The organism is Herbaspirillum sp. SJZ099 (genome assembly GCF_007828355.1).
GTDB lineage: Bacteria > Pseudomonadota > Gammaproteobacteria > Burkholderiales > Burkholderiaceae_D > Herbaspirillum.
In genome coordinates this window covers 409722-423794 of sequence record NZ_VIUO01000003.1, presented here as the reverse complement: position 1 = coordinate 423794, position 14073 = coordinate 409722, and the positions used below count along the sequence as shown (strand labels likewise).

14 protein-coding genes and 1 tRNA gene are annotated in these 14073 nt (G+C 64.7%); 5 read left to right on the top strand and 10 right to left on the bottom strand.

Going from position 1 to position 14073, the window contains the following annotated elements; genetic code table 11:
- The first annotated feature begins 16 nt into the window (after positions 1-16).
- The 3 genes from argJ to mutT all read left to right on the top strand — a co-directional run bounded on the left by argJ (position 17) and on the right by mutT (position 2840).
- Positions 17-1252 carry a bifunctional glutamate N-acetyltransferase/amino-acid acetyltransferase ArgJ gene (gene argJ / locus FB597_RS09815; RefSeq protein WP_141914659.1) on the top strand — a complete coding sequence of 412 codons (1236 nt, stop codon included), beginning with the start codon at positions 17-19 and terminating at the stop codon, positions 1250-1252.
- 266 nt (positions 1253-1518) lie between these two features.
- Positions 1519-2391: an ATP-binding protein gene (locus FB597_RS09810; protein WP_141914658.1), complete on the top strand. Its 873-nt coding sequence runs from the start codon at positions 1519-1521 to the stop codon at positions 2389-2391.
- On the top strand, positions 2391-2840 hold the full coding sequence (gene mutT / locus FB597_RS09805) for an 8-oxo-dGTP diphosphatase MutT (RefSeq protein WP_144769429.1): 450 nt from the start codon (positions 2391-2393) through the stop codon (positions 2838-2840). Before FB597_RS09810 ends, mutT begins: the two co-directional genes overlap by 1 nt.
- A gap of 313 nt (positions 2841-3153) precedes the next feature.
- Here the strand turns inward: mutT and yacG are convergent, their stop codons facing one another.
- From yacG to ispB, 10 genes are all read right to left on the bottom strand, one after another.
- Positions 3154-3339: a DNA gyrase inhibitor YacG gene (gene yacG, locus FB597_RS09800; protein WP_144769428.1), complete on the bottom strand. Its 186-nt coding sequence runs from the start codon at positions 3337-3339 to the stop codon at positions 3154-3156.
- A 10-nt stretch (positions 3340-3349) separates the two neighbouring features.
- On the bottom strand, positions 3350-4105 hold the full coding sequence (gene zapD / locus FB597_RS09795; RefSeq protein WP_141914655.1) for a cell division protein ZapD: 756 nt from the start codon (positions 4103-4105) through the stop codon (positions 3350-3352).
- A 243-nt stretch (positions 4106-4348) separates the two neighbouring features.
- Complete coding sequence (gene coaE / locus FB597_RS09790) at positions 4349-4969, bottom strand: dephospho-CoA kinase (RefSeq protein WP_141914654.1); 621 nt, start codon at positions 4967-4969, stop codon at positions 4349-4351.
- Between the two features lie 16 nt (positions 4970-4985).
- Positions 4986-5849 carry an A24 family peptidase gene (locus tag FB597_RS09785; protein ID WP_144769427.1) on the bottom strand — a complete coding sequence of 288 codons (864 nt, stop codon included), beginning with the start codon at positions 5847-5849 and terminating at the stop codon, positions 4986-4988.
- Between the two features lie 70 nt (positions 5850-5919).
- Positions 5920-7197 (bottom strand): type II secretion system F family protein, encoded by a 1278-nt coding sequence (locus FB597_RS09780; protein WP_144769426.1) that lies wholly within the window; start codon positions 7195-7197, stop codon positions 5920-5922.
- Positions 7184-8311 (bottom strand): ATPase, T2SS/T4P/T4SS family, encoded by a 1128-nt coding sequence (locus FB597_RS09775; RefSeq protein WP_144769484.1) that lies wholly within the window; start codon positions 8309-8311, stop codon positions 7184-7186. The genes FB597_RS09780 and FB597_RS09775 overlap by 14 nt, the downstream gene beginning before the upstream one ends.
- A 303-nt stretch (positions 8312-8614) precedes the next feature.
- Positions 8615-9931, bottom strand: coding sequence for an HlyC/CorC family transporter (locus FB597_RS09770; protein ID WP_144769425.1), 1317 nt, complete (start codon positions 9929-9931; stop codon positions 8615-8617).
- Positions 9932-10105: 174 nt separating this feature from the next.
- A complete protein-coding gene (locus FB597_RS09765) occupies positions 10106-11854 on the bottom strand; it encodes a tannase/feruloyl esterase family alpha/beta hydrolase (RefSeq protein WP_144769424.1) in 1749 nt (582 codons plus the stop codon).
- A 208-nt stretch (positions 11855-12062) separates the two neighbouring features.
- Positions 12063-12139 (bottom strand) — tRNA-Pro (locus tag FB597_RS09760).
- 15 nt (positions 12140-12154) lie between these two features.
- Positions 12155-13144, bottom strand: a complete 990-nt coding sequence (gene ispB, locus FB597_RS09755; protein ID WP_141914649.1) for an octaprenyl diphosphate synthase — start codon at positions 13142-13144, stop codon at positions 12155-12157.
- Between the two features lie 256 nt (positions 13145-13400).
- On the opposite strand from ispB, the gene rplU reads away from it, so the two are divergent.
- Together rplU and rpmA are read left to right on the top strand one after the other, a co-directional pair.
- Complete coding sequence (gene rplU, locus FB597_RS09750; protein ID WP_007878066.1) at positions 13401-13712, top strand: 50S ribosomal protein L21; 312 nt, start codon at positions 13401-13403, stop codon at positions 13710-13712.
- Between the two features lie 36 nt (positions 13713-13748).
- Positions 13749-14006 carry a 50S ribosomal protein L27 gene (gene rpmA, locus FB597_RS09745; RefSeq protein ID WP_141914648.1) on the top strand — a complete coding sequence of 86 codons (258 nt, stop codon included), beginning with the start codon at positions 13749-13751 and terminating at the stop codon, positions 14004-14006.
- Positions 14007-14073: the final 67 nt, after the last annotated feature.

Genomic DNA, 14073 nt, shown 5'->3' with positions numbered 1-14073 from the left:
TTGCTGAAAGCACGCCATGGCCGTCAATTCCCCGATTCCCGTCCCTTCCGACCTGCAAGCCGTTGCCGGCATCGAACTCGGCCACGCCGAAGCGGGCGTGCGCAAGGCCAACCGCAAGGACTTGCTGGTGCTGAAACTGGCGCCCACGGCGACGGTGGCCGGCGTGTTCACCAAGAACCGCTTTTGCGCGGCGCCGGTGCAGGTCTGCAAGACCCACCTGGAACAGCTCAAGGATGGCGCCCCGATCCGCGCCTTGGTGATCAACACCGGCAACGCCAATGCCGGCACCGGCGAAGAGGGCCTCAAGCGCGCCAACGCCACTTGTGAAGCGCTGGCCGGCCTGCTGGGCTGCGCGCCGTCGCAGATCCTGCCGTTCTCGACCGGCGTAATCCTGGAGCCGCTGCCGGTCGAGCGCATCACTGCCGGCCTGCCGCAGGCCATCGGCAACCTGAAGGCCGACAACTGGTTCAATGCCGCCGAATCCATCATGACCACCGACACCCAGCCCAAGGCGGCGTCGCGCACCGTCACCATCGGCGGCAAGAAAGTGGTGATGACCGGCATCAGCAAGGGGGCCGGCATGATCAAGCCCAATATGGCGACCATGCTGGGCTTCCTGGCCTTCGACGCGAAGCTGCCGCAGGCGCTCTTGAACCAACTGGTCAAGGACGCCGCCGACCATTCGTTCAACTGCATCACCATCGATGGCGACACCTCGACCAATGACTCCTTCATGCTGATCGCCACCGGCGCCGGCGAGCTGGAGATCGCCAGCGCCGACAGCCCCGAATACAAGCAGCTGGCCGCCGCCGTGACCGAACTGTCGCAGAACCTGGCGCACCAGATCGTGCGCGACGGCGAAGGCGCCACCAAGTTCATCGAAGTGGCCGTGGAAGACGGCAAGAGCGTCGAGGAATGCCGCCAGATCGCCTACTCGATCGGCCACTCGCCGCTGGTCAAGACCGCCTTCTTCGCCTCCGACCCGAACCTGGGTCGCATCCTGGCCGCCATCGGCTACGCCGGCGTGGACGACCTGGACGTGTCGAAGATCAACCTGTGGCTGGACGACGTCTGGGTCGCCAGGGACGGCGGCCGCAACCCCGACTACCGCGAGGAAGACGGCCAGCGCGTGATGAAGAAGGCCGAGATCGTGGTGCGCGTGAAACTGGCGCGCGGCAATGCCAAGGCTTCGATCTGGACCTGCGACCTGTCGCACGACTACGTCTCGATCAACGCCGACTACCGTTCGTGAACCTCGCGCGGGCGCTATTGGGGCGATCTGCGGCGTTGCAAAGCCTCGCCAGACGCCAGTCTGGCTGCGTTTTTCGCCTTGCATCTCATCCCCAATAGCACCCGTGCGACGTCCACGAGTGTGATGGAAATACCCTGTTTTGTTGTGTTGTCCCGGGATGGTGGCGGCAACATGAATGCCGGAGCCCTCGGAAGAATTTAATTCACTCAGGTGCCGGCCGCTTTGCGTCAAAATGGCGCTAACCATCGTTCCCAGACTTATTCATCATGACCCAGTTAGACCAATTCCTGCAGCGTGCCGAAGCCTTGCTGGCGCGCGTCGAATCGCTGTTGCCAGCCTCGTCCAGGGAGCCGGACTGGAATGCCGGCGTCGCCTTCCGCTGGCGCGGCGCCAGCGGCCAGCGGCCGGGTTACCTGCAGCCGGTCGGCCATATTTCGAAGATCGCGTTGTCGGACCTGCATAACATCGGCCCGCAAAAAGAGCAGATCGACCAGAATACCCGCCAGTTCGTCGAAGGCCGTCCGGCCAACAACGTGCTGTTGACCGGCGCGCGCGGCACCGGCAAGTCCTCGCTGATCAAGGCTTGCCTGAACCAGTACGCCGACCGCGGCTTGCGCCTGATCGAAGTCGACAAGGACGACCTGCATGACCTGCAGGACATCGTCGAGATGGTCTCGGCGCGTCCGGAGCGCTTCATCGTGTTTTGCGACGACCTGTCCTTCGAAGAGGGCGAGGGCGGCTACAAGGCGCTCAAGGTGGCGCTGGACGGCAGCATCGCCGCGCAGTCGGACAACGTGTTGATCTACGCCACCTCCAATCGCCGCCACCTGATGCCGGAACGCCTGTCCGACAACAGCACCTACACCCATACCGACGACGGCGACCTGCATCCCGGCGAGACGGTGGAAGAAAAGATCTCGCTGTCCGAGCGTTTCGGCCTGTGGGTGACCTTCTATCCGTTCAAGCAGGACGATTTCCTGGAGATCGTCGCTCACTGGCTGCGCCATTTCGGCTGCAACGACGCCCAGATCGAGCAAGCGCGCGGCGATGCGCTGCGCTGGGCGCTGCAGCGCAGCTCGCGTTCGGGCCGGGTGGCCTGGCAATTCGCGCGCGACTACGCCGGCAAGGCGCAGGGCTGATGGGCGAGACGGCCAAGCCCATCGACGTTGCCGTCGGCATCCTGATGCAGCCCAACGGCGACGTGCTGCTGGGCCAGCGTCCGGAGGGCAAGCCCTACGCCGGCTATTGGGAATTCCCGGGCGGCAAGGTCGAGCCGGGCGAAACCATCTTCGCCGCCTTGCAGCGCGAGTTCAAGGAAGAGCTGGGAATCGAGGTGTTGGACGGCGAAGGCTGGTGCGGGGTCGAGCACGTCTATCCGCACGCGCATGTGCGATTGCATTTCTATATCAGCCGCAACTGGCGCGGCCAGCCGCAAAGCCTGGAAGGCCAGGCGTTTGCCTGGCAGGGCAGCGTGGGCGTGGAGCCGCTGCTGCCGGCGACCATTCCCCTGATCGAGTGGCTGGACCTGCTGCGGTATGGCGAGGCTGGCAGTCCGCCATTCGTGCCGGCGCCAGGGCAGGCTTCTTGATGACGCCGACGTTGTAGCCGATCGCAAGAGCGATAAAAAAGCCGCAATATGCGTAATGCCGTTCAGTTAAGAACTGAACGGCATTTGTATTTGTGGCGGTTTGTGGAGTCCAGACGCCGTTCGCCCTGAGTAGCTGCGCAGCAGCGTATCGAAGGGCAGGCAAGACTGCTAACGCTGGCACGCTGGCTTCGATACGTCCCTGGCGGGCCTACTCAGCCCGAACGGGTTCTGTGATGAGTGCTTCAGAGTTAGCCTTAACTGAACGGCATTACCGCAATATGCGGCTTTTTTGTCGATACGGCAATGATCGCGCTTACTGCAGGGGCTTGTCCTGGTCGCTTTCCTGCGGCAGGTTCACTGCCGGGATCGCGTACTTTTCCTCGGCCCAGGCGCCCAGGTCGATCTGTTTGCAGCGTTCCGAACAGAACGGGCGGTACTTGTTCTTTTCCGTCCATTCCACCTTGGTCCCGCAGGTCGGGCAATCGACTATGGTCGCCATACCGTACTCCTTAAAATCCGCACAGCGCCAGTTCGAACGGCACTTCGCCTTCGAAGGCGCGCGGCTTCTCGTCGCCGTCCTGCTGGGTAAAGCGCACCCACAGCATGTACTTGTTGGCGGAGATCTCGGGGATGGCGCCCAGTTCGATGTCCAGCGACAGGCGCAGCATCTGGTAGATTTTCCCCTGCAGCATCTGCTGGTAGCTGCCGTCCACGGCGTTGATCTTCACCGTGTGGCCCGATTCGCGCAGCAGGCGCAGCACGATGGAGATGGCGTCGAATAGCGGGATCAGCGGGGCGAACCAGTTGGAGATGTCGTTGAAGCGGCGCTCGAAGCTGTGCTGTTGCCAGGCATAGTACGCCGGCAGGTCGAATTCGCAGGCGCCGCCGGGGATGATGGTGCGGCCGCGGATGCTCATCAGCCATTCGTTGTCGCGGATGTTCTGCCCGGTCTTGCCCTGGGCCGCGGCCAGCGCGCTGCTGGCCTTGTCGACCTCGGACAGGATGGCGTTGAGCATCTCCGGCTCGACATTGGGGTTGGACTGGTAGGCCAGCAGCATCTGCTTCTGGCGCTCGAGTTCTTGCAGCAGGTCCGACTTGAGGTCGGCGCGTCCGGCTACCTCCAGCATTTCGAAAATGGTGGCAAGGGCGATGTGATGCTGTTGCGGGCTTTCCTGGTGCAGGAAGAAGACGAACTTCTCGTACAGGTCTTCCAGTCGCAACAGCGTGCGAATACGCTCGTTGAAAGGGTATTCGTAGACGATCAAAGCATGATCCCTTTAGTGGTTGAACCGGATTCGATGGTGGGCCGCAGGCCAACTGCTGTTGGCCGCGTTGTGTGTGATTCTGACCCATGCAGAGGAAAATTACAAATGCATGGCGCAATAGGGAAGCGGCGCACGTGCCGTTCGGGCATGGGTGCGGCCACAAATGCCAAGGAGGCGGCAAGGAAGTGGCAATGGATGGGCGGGAACCGCTGCCGGATGTAAAGCGTTTTCGTCCTTGCGGCCTCAGGCGGCGCGCGCCAATTCCAGGTAGCTCGCATGCAGTTGGCGCACGCGCGGCAGCAACCCGGCAGTGTCGCCATTGTTCTCGATGACGTCGTCGGCCACCGCCAGGCGGGCCTGGCGGCTGGCCTGCGCGGCCATGATGGCTTCCACCTCGTCGCGCTGCAAGCCGTTGCGCTGCATCACGCGGGCGATCTGCACCTGTTCCTCGCAATCGACCACCAGGATGCGCGAGGTGCGGCCCACCCAGGTGCCCGATTCCACCAGCAGCGGAACCACGAAGATGAGGTAGTCGCCGGTTGCCGCCTCGGCCGCGCGCGCGGTCTCGCTGCGGATGAGCGGGTGCAGGATGGCTTCCAGCGCATGGCGCTCGCCTGGGTTGCCGAACACATGGCTGCGCATGCGCGCGCGGTCCATGGCGCCGCTCCCGTCGATGAAGTCGGCGCCGAAGCGGTCGCGGATGCCGGCGATGGCCAGGCCGCCGGGAGCGGTCAACTGATGGGCGATGGCGTCGGTGTCGACCAGGGCGGCGCCCAGTTCGCCGAACAGGTTGGCCACGGTGGTCTTGCCGCTGCCGATGCCGCCGGTGAGGCCGACCGAAAAGCGCTGGTTGATGGATGTCATGGAAAAGCCGCGAATCTCAATAATCGTAAATGCCAAGGGACAGCCAGTCGCCGCCGTAGAGAAGCGCCAGCATACCCGCAATCGCCAGGTAGGGGCCGAACGGGATCGCCTGTCCGCGCTCATGGCGCCTGGCCGCGACCAGCGCGAGGCCGACGATGGCGCCCAGCGCCGAAGCCGAGAGCAGCACGAAAGGCAGCGCCTGCCAGCCCAGCCATGCGCCGAGCGCGGCCATCAGCTTGAAGTCGCCATAGCCCAGGCCCTCCTTGCCGGTGGCCAGCTTGAAGACCCAGAAGATCAGCCACAAGGCGGCATAGCCGAGCGCGGCGCCCAGCACCGCGTCCTGCAAGGGCGCGATGCGATGGTTCAGGTTGACCAGCAGGCCCAGCCATAGCAGCGGCAGGGTCAGGTCGTCGGGCAGCAGCATGGTCTGGGCATCGATGAACGCGAGCGCGATGAGGAAGGCGCAACAGGCCATCGCGGCCAGTCCGGCCAGGCCGGCGCCGAATTTCCAGGCGGCCAGCGCGAACACCGCGGCCGTGAGCAATTCGACCGCCAGGTAGCGCATGCCGATGGGCGCCTTGCATTCTGCGCAACGGCCGCGCAGCAGCAGCCAGCTCAGTACCGGCACATTGTGGTGCGCCGGCAGCGCGGCGCCGCAGTGCGGACAGGCCGAACGCGGCAGCAGCAGGTCGTAGCGCCCGACATGCGGCAAGGCTTCGCCGCGCTCTTGGGCGACGAAGTTGGCCGTTTCGCGCAGCATCATCTTCGGCAGGCGGTGGATCACCACGTTCAGGAAGCTGCCCACGAGCAGGCCCAGCAGGGCCGCCATCAGGCTGATGGCCGTGTTGTGCGGTGCGCTGTAAGCGTCGAGGAAGGACATGGGAGCGAGTTTGGGTATGTGGGTAACGATTCGGGAGCGGCTATCGAGGATCTTTATTTTATTGAGGATCTTATACGACGGAGCCCATGCGGAAAATCGGCAGGTACATCGCCACCACCAGGCCGCCGATCAGTATGCCCAGCACCGCCATGATAATCGGTTCCATCAGGCTGGTGAGCGCGGCGACGGCGTCGTCGACTTCGCGCTCGTTGAGGTCGGCGATCTTGCCCAGCATGGCATCGAGCGCGCCGGCTTCCTCGCCGACCGCGGCCATCTGCACCGTCAGGTCGGGAAAGACGCCGGTCTGCTCCATGGCCGCATGCAGCGAGGCGCCGTTGCGTACGGCGTCGCGGATGGCCAGGCTGGCGTCGGCATAGACCACGTTGCCGGCGGCGCCGGCCACCGTTTCCAGCGCATCGACCAGCGCAATGCCGGCGCCGAACAGGGTGCCGAACGTGCGGCTCCAGCGCGCGATGGCCGCCTTGCGCAGCAACGGGCCGAACACCGGCAGGCGCAGGCTGGCGCGCTGGGCCGCCGCCCGCATGCCGGGCCAGCGGCGCCAGGCGTGCAGGCCGGCCGCGCCCAGCATGCCGATGGCCGCCAGCAGCCAGGGCCACCATTGGGCGAGCAGGCGCGAGACCTGCATCACGATGCGCGTCAACAGCGGCAGCTCGGCGCCGAAGTTGCGGAACATCTGCTCGAAGGCCGGCACCACCCACAGCATGATCACCAGCGTCACCACCACCGCCACCAGCATCACTGCGCAGGGATAGGCCAGCGCCGAACGTACCTTGCCTTTCAGGGCGAGCGATTTTTCGCGGTAGCCGGCGATGCGTTCCAGCATGGTGTCGAGCATGCCGGCTTCTGCGGCGGCGCGCACCAGGTTGCAGGACAGCGTATCGAAATGGCGCGGATGGCGGCCCAGGGCGGCATGCAGGCTTTCGCCCTGCGACACGTCGTTGCGGATGGCCCGCAGCAGCGCCGCCATGGGCGTGGCGCCGGCGCCGCGAATGGCGATGTCCAGCGCCTGCAGCAACGGCAGGCCGGCTTGCAGCATGGTCGCCAGTTGCCGCGTGAACAGCACGACCTGTTTTTCCGGGATATGGCCGCGTGTCGAACCGGGGAACGGCCCTTGCGCAGCGCGGGGCCTGCGCTCGGCCGCGGCGCTATCGGCCGCCCGGATGCGCGCCACGCGGATACCCTGGCGGCGCAGCAGGGCGCGCGCCAGCGCGGCGTCGCTGGCGGCCAGTACGCCGCTTTGCGCCCGGCCATGACGATCCAGGCCTTGCCAGTGGAAGGCGCTGCGGGAGGCGGGAAGGGAAGCGCCGGAGGCGTCAGGTGCAGGCAAGGACTTCCCTCAGGCTGGTTTCGCCGCGCAGGGCTTTCATGAGCCCGGCGCGACGCAGGTCGGCAATGCCTTCGCTGCGCGCCTGACGGGCGATGTCCTGGGTGTTGCCGTGGCGCAGGATCAGGCTCTCCATGGCGGCGCTGATGGGCATGACCTGATAGATCCCGGTGCGGCCGCGATACCCGCTCTGGTTGCATTTGTCGCAGCCGCGGGGTTGGAACAGGCTGGCGCCACGCGCGATGTCGGCCTCGCTGAAGCCGGCGCGTAGCAGGCTGTCGGGCGCGGCGGCCACCTCCTCGCGGCAGCTGCACAGCCGCCGCACCAGGCGCTGCGCCACGATCAGGCTGACCGACGAGGCCACGTTGAAGGCCGGCACGCCCATGTTGAGCAGCCGCATCAGCGTGGCCGGGGCATCGTTGGTGTGCAAGGTGGAAAAGACCAGGTGGCCGGTCTGGGAAGCCTTGACGGCGATGTCGGCGGTTTCCAGGTCGCGGATCTCGCCCACCATCAGTACGTCCGGATCCTGGCGCAGGAAGGCGCGCAAGGCGACGGCGAAGCTCAGGCCGGCGCGTTCGTTGATGCCGACCTGGTTCACGCCCGGCAGGTTGATCTCGACCGGATCCTCGGCGGTGGCGATATTTACCCCCGGGCGGTTGAGCAGTTGCAGGCAGGCGTACAGCGAGACGGTCTTGCCCGAGCCGGTCGGCCCGGTCATCAGCACCATGCCGTGCGGTTTGCCGATGGCGCGCAGCAGCGCCTGCCGCTGCTGCGGCTCATAGCCCAGCCGGTCGATGTCGAGACTGGTGTGGCCGCCATGGAGGATGCGCAGCACGATCTTCTCGCCGAACTGGGTCGGCAGCGTCGACACGCGCATGTCCACCTCGCGCCCGCCGCCCAGCGCCAGCCGCATCTTGCCGTCCTGCGGCAGGCGCTTTTCGGCGATGTCCAGGCGCGACAGGATCTTGATGCGGGTCGAGAGCTTGTCCTTGAGCGACAGCGGCGGCTGCGCCATTTCATGCAGCACGCCGTCGATGCGAAAGCGCACCCGGCAGAAATGCTCGAAGGGTTCGAAATGCAGGTCGGATGCGCCCATGCCGACCGCATCGGCCAGCATCTTGTGCAGCAGGCGCACGACCGGGGCGTCGTCGATATGGACGTCGGCCGTTTTGCCCAGGGAAGCGGCGCCGGCTGCTGGCAACGGGTGTTGTTCGATGATGATCGCCTCTCGATGAGGGACCGCCGTCGGAACCTGTTTCCAATGCCTAGGGGATCTCGAACAGGTTCTGAGGAAAGGCGGCGCATGGGGGAGGAAAAAGTCTCCCACATTCGCCGCGCTGCGCCGGGTAGTCGCCCACGCTTTGCCTTGAATTTTCGCGCGAGTTCGAAAGACCGGCGAAGACGCGCAGCAGGCGCGGGATCAGCGCGCGGCGGCGCCGTCCGCGTCGCCGTTTCCGGCGGCGGCCTGGGGCGGGGCGATCAGCTTGACCATGCGGATCGCCTGGTTCTGCACCTGCACGATCTCGATCACGCAGCCGGCGATCTTCAGGGAGACGTTGGCTTCCGGAATGTCCTGCAGGTATTCCAGCAGCAGGCCGTTGATGGTCTTGGGGCCGTCCAGCGGCAACTGCAGGCCCAGGCGCTTGTTGATGTCGCGCAGGGTGGTGCTGCCTTCGAGCAGGCAGGCGCCGTCCTTGTCCCAGCCGAAGCCTTCGGCCGAAGAGCCGGGCGAGGAGGTGGTGAATTCGCCGATCATCTCCTCGATGATGTCTTCCAGCGTCACCAGGCCCTGCACTTCGCCGTATTCGTCGACCACGATGCCCAGGCGCTCGTGGTTTTCCTGGAAGTACTGCAGCTGGGTGAAGACGTCGGTTTCTACCGGCACGTAATAGGGGGCGGACAGCAGTTCGCGGATGGCCTCGTGGGTGATCTCGTCCTCGCGGTTGAACAGCGACACCGCCTTGCGCACGTGCAGGATGCCGGCGATGTGGTTGATCTCGCCCTCGAACACCGGCAACTTGTTGTGGTAGCAGGTGGCCAACTGGCCCAGGATGTCTTCGATGGGTGCGGCCAGGTTCAGCGCCTCGACCTGGGCGCGCGGCGTCATCACGTCTTCCACCGAGATCTTTTCCAGGTCGAACAGGTTCAGCAGGATGCTCTTGTGCTTTTGCGGGATGAAGCTGCCGCCCTCCAGCACGATGGAGCGCAATTCCTCGGGCGAGATGCGCTGCTCGCGGGCGCGCGCGCCGGCCTTGATGCGCAGCAGCTTGAGCACGGCCGAGACGAATAGGTTGACGAACCAGACCAGCGGCTTGGCTACCCGCATCAACGGCTTCAGGATGAAGCTGGTGAACAGCGAAATGCGTTCCGGATAGGTGGCGCCGATCACCTTGGGCACGATCTCGGCGAAGATGATCAACAGGCCCGCCACGCAGGCGGTGGCGACAGTGATGACGCGCTGGTGGTTGCCGAAGGCGGAAATGGCGATGGCGGTCACCAGCGCGGTGGCCAGCGCGTTGATCGCGGTGTTGGCGATCAGCACCAGCGAGAGCAGGCGCTCAGTGCGGTCGAGCAGCCACAGGATGGTAATGGCGCGGCGGTTGCCCTGCTTGGCGAGGTGCCGCAGGCGATGGCGGTTGGCGGCCATCAGCGCCGTCTCGGTCATGGAAAAGAAGGCCGAGAGCAGTATCAGGACGAAGAGTGCAAGCAGTTGCACCCATATGGGTACGGATTCCAAACATCACCGTGAGGTTGGTTGCCCTTGTGGAAGGGAGGCGGCGGGCCCGCTACATTGCTTTTGTTGCAATATCGGCGGGGCGGCCAGTGAGCGGCAAAGTCTAGACGATGGCCTGTATTACCGCAAGACAGCCGCTCTTGCCGGCGCGTCAGTGCCGCATGTGATTACCGCATTTCATTGCAATGTGCAGCGGAAACTGCTCGCCTCGTCGAGGCTGCCGCGGCCCTTGTATTGCGGCCAGGCCGGATACGTGCACAACGGCCGGGTTCGGCCGGGCACGCCGGCGGTGTCGGTGACGATGGGATCGGCGGGCGCGATGTCCCACTCTACCCAGTTCTCCAGCAAGGCCAGTGAATCCCAGGCGGCATTGAAGGCGGTGCCGAAGACATGGCCATAGCCGGCAATCTCATAGTAGCGGACGAAACTGTCGACCCGGTTCCCGCCCATGGCCGTACGCAGCCGCTCCATGTATTGCCGCGTGGCTTGCGTGCTGACCAGGGCGTCCGCGGTGCCGTGGGCGATGAGGATCTTGCCGCCCCTGGCCTGGAAGGCGGACAGGTCGGTGCGGTTGGCGTTCTGCAGGCCGTTGAGCTGCACGATGCGGGCCTGCCAGGGGCCGGGATGCCGGCCGTCCAGTTTGGCCCAGTCGTAGCCGCTGTCGCGCGTTACGAAATACCGCACCCACTGGTCCCAGAAGGTACTGTGATAGGGCGGGCTGCCGTTGGCGCTTACCGCCGGCATGGGGCTGGCCGGTTGCAGGGTGCCCAGGCCCAGTGTCAGGATCGTGGATTGAACGCCGGCGCCGCCGGTGCCCCAGTTCGTGCCCCAGGTATTGAAGCCGGGATAAGTGCTCTCGCCGCTGGCCAGCGTGTAGCCGAGTTGCAGCGGGGTGCTGATCACCTTGAAGGCGTCGATCTCGACATCGGACAGGCAGTTGTCGCCGCCATGGCCGCCGTCGGGGCAGCGCAGGGGCGTGCCATTGAGCGTTGCCGTGGCGGGATCGAAGGCGGCATTGCAGGCGTCGACGTTGCTGATGACGCCGTCGGGCGCACCGTCGAGGCCGTCGCAGGCGGCCATGGCGGCGTCATACAGCCGCTTGCGCTGCGCCGGGGACGGATAGGCGCCGGGGCGCGCCAGCGCCTGGGTGATGCGGCCGAACTGCAGGTTCAGCGCCACCGCATTCCAGGCCGGATACAGGGCGATCACGCCATTGAAGTCGTCAGGCCAGTTGCCCGCCGCCAACAAGGCCTCGCGGCCGCCCGTGGAACCGCCGGCGAAATAGGTCTTGCCCGGTTTGGCGCCATAGCGGGCGGCGATGAGATGGAGTGCAGCGTCGTGGGTTTTCTTGATGGCGTCGCCGGCGAAGTTGCGCAGCGCCTCGTCGTTGAGGCCGAACGAGCCGTCGCGCGAGGTGGTGGCGTTGGCCTGGTGCCCGCTGTCGCTGCTGAAGGTGGCGTAGCCGCGGCCCAGCGGCGTGGGGCGGTCGATCGGGCCGGCGGGTAGATTGCCGGCGGGGTCGGGAATGGTGCCGTTGTAACCGCCGCCGCCCAGCATCAGGGCGCGGCCGTTCCATTGCGCGGGCAGGTCGAGCTGGAAGCGGATGGCGGGCGCGGCGGGATCCACCGGCGCAATTTCGCCCAGCACCTTGCAATAGGCGCCGATGGCCTTGGCGCCGTCGCCCGCCGCGGCGACCGTCTCGGCACGGATGACGCGCGCGCCGCCGGTGGGCAGCCCGATGGAGGGGGCCGGAACGGTCATGGCATTGAGGTCGGCGCAGGTTTTCTGGTGGGCGCCGGCATAGGGTTGGCCGGGCACGGCGACGGTGCCGCAGCCGGCGAGTGCGCCCAAAAGGGCCAGACCCGGGGCGATGGCGGCGAACCGCCCAAGATGCGGGCGCTGCCGATGTGAATGCTGGTCAGGCATTGCTTGTCTCCTGTTTTCTCGCTATTTGAAGAATGCGGGCGCGCGGATGGGACGCTTTGTTATCGGCTTGATCGGGCGTCTGGCCGGCGGGCGGATCATCATAGCGCACATAGCGCAGTCGCCGGGGGAGGGCGAGGCGGGGGGGCGCAAACCAAAGGCAAAAACGAAAAAGCCGGATCATCCAAGAGAATGATCCGGCTTCATATTCTGGTCGGGGTGAGAGGATTCGAACCTCCGGCCTCTACGTCCCGAACGTAGCGCTCTACCAGGCTAAGCTACACCCCGTCGAGTGGATGCGTATCAGTGATTACGATCTACCGCGAAAGCCGATAATTCTATCAGGGATTTTTTGAATTGGCTATCCGGAAGTGGGGTGATCGCCTGTGCCGCGCGCCGGGCTGCGATTTCCGCCTGCTCGCGGGTATACGCCAGCGCGCCGGAGTGGGTGATGGCGGCCAGCACCTGGTCGAAGCGCTGTTCGTCGCCGTTCTCGATACAGGTGCGCACCAGTTCCCGTTCCGCGGGGGAGCCGTGTTGCATCAGCCAGATCAGCGGCAGGGTGGGTTTGCCTTCGCGCAGGTCGTCGCCGACGTTCTTGCCGATTTCCTCGCTATTGCCGGAGTAGTCCAGCACGTCGTCGATCAGTTGGAACGCGGTGCCGATGGAGCGGCCGTATTCGCCGGCGGCTTCGATGCCGGCTTCATCGGCGCCGGCGATCAGGGCGCCGATCTGGCTGGCGGCTTCGAACAGTTTGGCGGTTTTGGAGCGGATCACCTGCAGGTAGCCGGCTTCGTCCACGTCCGGGTTGTGCATATTGAGCAACTGCAGCACTTCGCCTTCGGCGATGACGTTGGTGGCGTCGGCCACGATCTCCATCACGCGCGGGTTGCCCACGGCGACCATCATCTGGAAGGCGCGCGAGTACAGGAAGTCGCCCACCAGCACCGAGGCGGCATTGCCGAACAGGGCGTTGGCGGTCTGCTTGCCGCGGCGCAGCGACGATTCGTCGACCACGTCGTCATGCAGCAGGGTGGCGGTGTGGATGAATTCGATGACTGCCGCCAGCGAATGGTGGTGTTCGCCCTTGTAGCCGAAGGCGTTGGCCATGAGCAACACCAGCACCGGGCGCAGGCGCTTGCCGCCGGCGCCGATGATGTATTCGGCGACCTGGTTGACCAGCGGCACCTCGGAATACAGTTGCCGGCGGATGACGGCATTGACTGCCTCCATGTCGGCGACGATCGGTTGCAGGATGGTTTGTTGCGAGGCGGTATGTACGGCGGCGGACAAGGGGAAACCTGTGGAAAATGGTTATTCGCGAGATTATACGATGACAACGGCCCCCGACGCCAAAGGCCGTGGGGCGGCGGCATCTTGCCCAAATGGAAGTTATCTTGCCGGAAACTGTGTTGCGCAGCGGTCGCGCAAGGCGCCTATCGTTTTGACCGGGCAGCTAAGTCTATGTATAATTGGAGGTTTTCCTGATTGTCCGGCTATATTTTGGCGCAGGGGAAAATCGTTCATTAATCATTCGATGAGGTTTCACATGTACGCGGTCATAAAAACCGGCGGCAAACAATACAAAGTTGCTGCTGGCGAAAAACTTAAAGTAGAACAGATACCGGCAGACATTGGCTCCCAAATCACTTTGGATCAAGTGCTCGCAGTGGGCGCAGGCGATACCGTCAAATTTGGCGCGCCTTTGGTCGAGGGTGCAACGGTGCTGGTTACTGTCATAGCGCAAGGTCGCCACGATAAGGTCAAGATCTTCAAGATGCGTCGTCGTAAGCATTACCAGAAGCGTCAAGGCCATCGTCAGAACTACACCGAACTGCAAATCGTCTCGATCAACGCTTAATTGCGCAGGTCGAACTTAGATACAAGGAGTCATTAAATGGCACACAAAAAAGGCGGCGGCACTACGCGCAACGGCCGTGATTCAGAGTCGAAACGTCTTGGCGTGAAGGTCTACGGCGGTCAGGCCATCAACGCTGGCGGCATCATCGTGCGTCAACGCGGCACCCGCGTCCACGCTGGCGAAAACGTCGGCGTCGGCAAGGACCACACCCTGTTCGCCCTGAAGGACGGCAAGGTGAAGTTCGTTGTGAAGGGCCTGCAACAGCGCCAATACGCGACCGTCGTTCCGGCGTAAGCGTAATCAGCCATCCGGCTTTGCCGGAGTCAGGCACAAGAAAGGCTCTGCCGGTGGTGGAGCCTTT